This window comes from bacterium (assembly GCA_021108215.1).
Taxonomy (GTDB): domain Bacteria; phylum Oederibacteriota; class JAAXVQ01; order JAAXVQ01; family JAUVAV01; genus JAIORK01.
In genome coordinates, this window is sequence record JAIORK010000060.1 from 1 (window position 1) to 4644 (window position 4644).

Sequence of the window (4644 nt, forward strand, 5' to 3'; positions counted from 1 at the left end):
AAGATATTTCTGAATTAGAGAAACCCGATCTCACCGACCGCGGCATGATCGGGCGTGTCCCCATGCCCCCAAATTGCTATTGGGATGCCGACACACAAGCATGGGTGGAGATCGGTGAAGGGAAAGCAGAAGGCGGAGATGGAAAAGGGGCAAAGGCAGGGAATGCGGAGGGTGACCCGGCCGCAAAAGCGGATGAACAAGATGAAAATGGAGAAGGTATAGATGGCGGCGAAAAACAGGGGTTCTGGAATAAAGTCAAAAATGTTTACAACAACACACGTCCAGCCGGATTGGCCAAAAACACTGCCCTGGCAGCAGCACCGGATGGTGCTAAAAAAGCATCCGATACACTAAAGCAAAAAGCAAAAGATACAGCAAAAAAGACAAGTGAACTCGCAAAGAAAGCTGGAAAGGCTACGAAGAACGCGGGAAAGGCAGTTAAGGATGTAGCGAACAGGACAATGAGGCAGGCAAGGGAGTACTATTCCTCTGAGAATAAAGTTAAATATTCCTATAAATATTTTAAAAATAAGGGTCTGGAAAAAATGCACAAAATAAAAAAGGAGTATGGTGATACAGGTACGATAGATGGTACCAAATATGGTTTGAGTGTGGGCTATTTTGGTAATATAAAACTTGGTGCACTCGGACATGCTAAACTTGGAATGAAAAATAGTGATGTAAATATTGTGGAGGATGGCGAGATTGTTCCTGAAACAAAAGAATATTATGGAGGGGAAATAGAAATATTAGGTGCAGGTCTAAAAATAGCTAAAGAATCCGGGGAGTGGGAATATGATATTTATTGGAATAAAAAAGGTGTTGAAGTAAACAAAAATGCGATAGAGTTTGGCGGGACATTTCAGTTTCCATTAACACCCATTGGAATAACTGGAGAAGCGCATATACATCCACAAAAAATAATAAAAAAAATACTCAAACCATTTAGGAGGAATAAAAATGAAGAAAACAATCCAAAGAATTATGATACTAAATCTGATAGTTGGCTATATGATTTCAGTATTGTCGCCTATTTCTCTTTCGGGCAGTTTGAAAAACATTACACCTACTGAAATTATTGCTGGTATTTGGATATTGATTTCGATAATAAGTATGCTTTACATCCTTGGAGTAACAATTACACATTGGAACAAGCAAGTATTTAATAATACGGTCATAAAGTATTTTTGGTTGAGTGTGCTTTTGTTTGGAATGTTTTTTTATTTTAGTGGACCAATTCTATATTATATAAGTGTTATTGAAATGAAAAAAACGCTTGCGAAGTAAATGGGTGTACTGTACAGAGACAGTATTCACCTGACATCCGGATTTTTGTTATTGGGGAGTAGTATACAAGTCCAAAGCCAGGGAACGCCGGATTTTAGACTTGTACCCAATCTATGACTGTAGAAATTATTTCAAATAAATTGCGGTGGAACATCTCTAATCGGTATGTTAATGTTTTTGTGCACATGAGAATTGATGTGATACAAAGCAGAGAGAGAATTATATGTTCAAGATAAAGAATTTTATTATTACTGTTATCATTAGTTTGGCACCATTGACGTTATATGCCGCCCAATCAGCAAATTATATGATCACCGAGAGTATTATTAATGCTTCCGGCACAACCTATACTGGATCAGGTAAGATGATGCTGGATTCTTTGGGCGAAGGCGCGATTGGGCAGTCGTATGGCAGTGTTTACTCGATCCAGACTGGGTTTTTCAATGATTATTATATCCTACCGCCCACCCCGACTGTGACGCCGACCATTACAGTTACCGGCACGCCAATCAGGCAATTTGGCAGTGAAGTCATAAGCAAAGATTGGGTGTACGCCGCCCCCAATCCGATTCGCGGGCATATCGGGCATATTTATTATCATTTAGCCGAATCTGCTGATGTTGAGATCAAGGTCTATACCACCAGTAATCAATTTGTAATTTCCAAACGCTGGGATATGAGACCAGCCGGAAAAAATTACTGGCAATGGAATATGTCAAACCTGGCCAATGGTGTGTATATTATGCGGGTCAAAGCCAGAGGGATCAATGGCAGGACGACAATTGTGATCAAAAAAATTGCTTTAATCAAGTGAATATCACGGTGCAAGCACATAAGAAAAATCGAAAACTGATTTTATTAAAATAAATATTTTTTAGGAGGAAATAATTATGAAAAAGTTATGTTTCCTATTTGTTTTTTTTGCATTAACGGTAAACGCATTGGCTGATGTACCCGAGACCATGAACTATCAGGGGCGGTTGACCGATATCAGCGGCAATCCGGTTGCTGATGCGAATTATACCATCACCATCCAGTTGTATTTAAATATTGATGATGAGGTGAGTAACTATCTCTGGTCAGAAAATCATAATGTGGACACTAAAAACGGATATTTTAATGTAGCTTTGGGGAAAATTAGTCCGTTGAATCTTGATTTTCATGTTCAATATTATTTAGGCATCAAGGTGGGTGGTGACAGTGAGATGACACCCAGACAGCCTTTGGCAGGAGTGCCGTATGCATTGCGAGCATTTTATGGATTGGATTTATATGATAGTTTGGGTGGATTTCTTCCCAAGCCAATTATGATAATGGGGACAAATATAACAGGTGCAACCGGTGAGGTGGCCATCAGTTTTCAAAATGTGTTTCAGGACAGTCCTTCCAATCCCGTGGTTTTGGTTTCCGGCACAAGCACCTCAAGTGGAGAATTATTAACTATTGAAGTTGTTGATAAAAATACAGCGAACGTATATAGCTGGGATCCGGAAAATTCAAGTCAAAGGCAGGGCACCAGAGGTTTCAGTTGGATGGCGATTGGTTTTGAATTTGCAAATTAAAGACTAAGAGGGTGGGGTTCATGAATGTGTCGGAGCGTATAGGGTCATTTATAAAAAAAGAATTCCAGGTTCTTTTGATGGGTCTCTTGTTTTTATTGTATGGTTTTTTTATTATTCTGAATCTGTCTTTTAAAGCGATTGATGGTAAACGTTATTTTACTATTTTTGATGATTTTCTTATCACACTTCGTTATTCGTGGAATTTTGCGCATGGCAAGGGTTTGGTTTGGAATGCCGGTGAACACGTTGAGGGTATTACCAATTTGTTATGGGCGGTTTATGCGTCTTTTTTAGCGTTTTTTTCAAGCAAAAGGATGCTGCCGTTTTTGATGCAAATTTCTGCGGTTATATTGCTGATTTTAATGTGCTTCGTTTTTTCGCGATTACCGCAATTATATAGTAAGACGAAATTTAAACTTGAAAAAGTGACTGGCGTTTTTGCTTTTGTCATTCCATTCCTTTATTTCCCCATGTTTTATTGGAGTGTTAATGGCAGTGAAATGGCACTCCAATCTTTGTTGATTGTTTTGGCAATTTATTATTTGCTGCTGGATATAAAACAACCCAAATATTTTTGGGTTGTTTTACTCGCATTGGCCTATGTTACCCGACCTGATACCATTGTGACAGCTGGTATTCTGTTTGCATTTCACATGTTGCATATTGATTGGAAAAACCGTACTGCCATCAAGCGTTTTTTGAAACACGCCGGCATTTTTGTTGGAATTCTTTTGGTTGTTCAGCTATTCCGACTTGCTTACTATGGTTCGTTTGTACCCAATACCTATATATTGCGTGCCACCGGGTTGAGTATCATTGAGAGAATATCCCTGAATGGAATTCCGTATATCGCCTCATTTGTTGCTGAATATAAATGGTTGCTTGCTTTGCTGGTTTTAAGCGTGGTCATCAAACCGACGCGTTATAAACTACTGTTATTTGCCGTGATAGTTTTTAATTTTTTATATACCATTTATATTGGTGGTGATCCATTTTCGCGGTGGCGTTTTTTAGTGCTCTACATGCCCTATGTTTATTTTATACTTTTAATGGATTCAATCGTGCTGGCGGATTATTTTCTAAATATATTCAATATAAAAAATAAATCTGAACAGTTCACGAAGTTATTGGTGATTGTTTTTGGGGTCTCGATTTCAATAGTTTTAATTCAAGGCCATGTGTATATAAAGGAACCCAAGAAAGACGATGTAGCTAATATTAACACCGCAATTTACCTCAATGAAATTTTAAAAAAGAATGCAAGTGTTGGTGTGTTTTATGCCGGTGCGGTTCCTTATTATACTGATTTTTATGCAATTGATTTTTTAGGAAAATCAGATCGGTATATTGCACAATTGCCGCCGGATCGAAGCGGTGCTGTATCGTGGTATGGGTTAAAAAGTGTCCCGGGACATAACAAATATGATTTGGAGTATTCCATCTTGAATAAAAAACCGACCTATATCGCCGGCACAAAATGGGGCGCGCAGAATATAACTTATGAAGCTTCGGAGTTCTATATAAAAATCCCCACACGGTTTAAAACTGAAACGATTGATGATAAAAATACAATTATTCTGGAAAAAGATTCGGAAAAAATAAAATGGGAATTGTGTCCAAAACCGATTGCGTTTGAAAAATGATTTTATTTGTACTTGGTACTGAGGGCCTTACCCCGTTGTTCGAATTTTGAGGGACGGTGTGATCTTCCCTCGATAAAATGGACATAATTTTAGGATACTTTTCGCATCCTCTCATATTCAGCTGGATTTTTAAATCCCAAATACGAGTGACG

4 protein-coding genes are annotated in these 4644 nt (G+C 38.4%); all 4 read left to right on the plus strand.

The features are described 5' to 3' along the window. Window positions 1-1073, plus strand: a 1073-nt coding sequence (locus K8S19_13615; GenBank protein ID MCD4814715.1) for a hypothetical protein, incomplete at its 5' end; no start/stop codon positions are given. A 437-nt stretch (window positions 1074-1510) separates the two neighbouring features. Then, the gene (locus K8S19_13620; GenBank protein ID MCD4814716.1) at window positions 1511-2101 is read left to right on the plus strand and encodes a T9SS type A sorting domain-containing protein; all 591 of its coding nucleotides are present in this window, start codon (window positions 1511-1513) and stop codon (window positions 2099-2101) included. Between the two features lie 76 nt (window positions 2102-2177). Beyond that, entirely contained in the window at window positions 2178-2849 is a 672-nt protein-coding gene (locus K8S19_13625) for a hypothetical protein (protein MCD4814717.1), read from the plus strand. Between the two features lie 20 nt (window positions 2850-2869). Then, the gene (locus tag K8S19_13630; GenBank protein MCD4814718.1) at window positions 2870-4492 is read left to right on the plus strand and encodes a hypothetical protein; all 1623 of its coding nucleotides are present in this window, start codon (window positions 2870-2872) and stop codon (window positions 4490-4492) included. Window positions 4493-4644: the final 152 nt, after the last annotated feature.

Excerpts from the sequence above, each read along its gene's own strand:
- K8S19_13620 (MCD4814716.1), top strand. The coding sequence starts at position 1,511 with ATGTTCAAGATAAAGAATTTTATTATTACTGTTATCATTAGTTTGGCA.
- K8S19_13625 (MCD4814717.1), top strand. The coding sequence starts at position 2,178 with ATGAAAAAGTTATGTTTCCTATTTGTTTTTTTTGCATTAACGGTAAAC.
- K8S19_13630 (MCD4814718.1), top strand. The coding sequence starts at position 2,870 with ATGAATGTGTCGGAGCGTATAGGGTCATTTATAAAAAAAGAATTCCAG.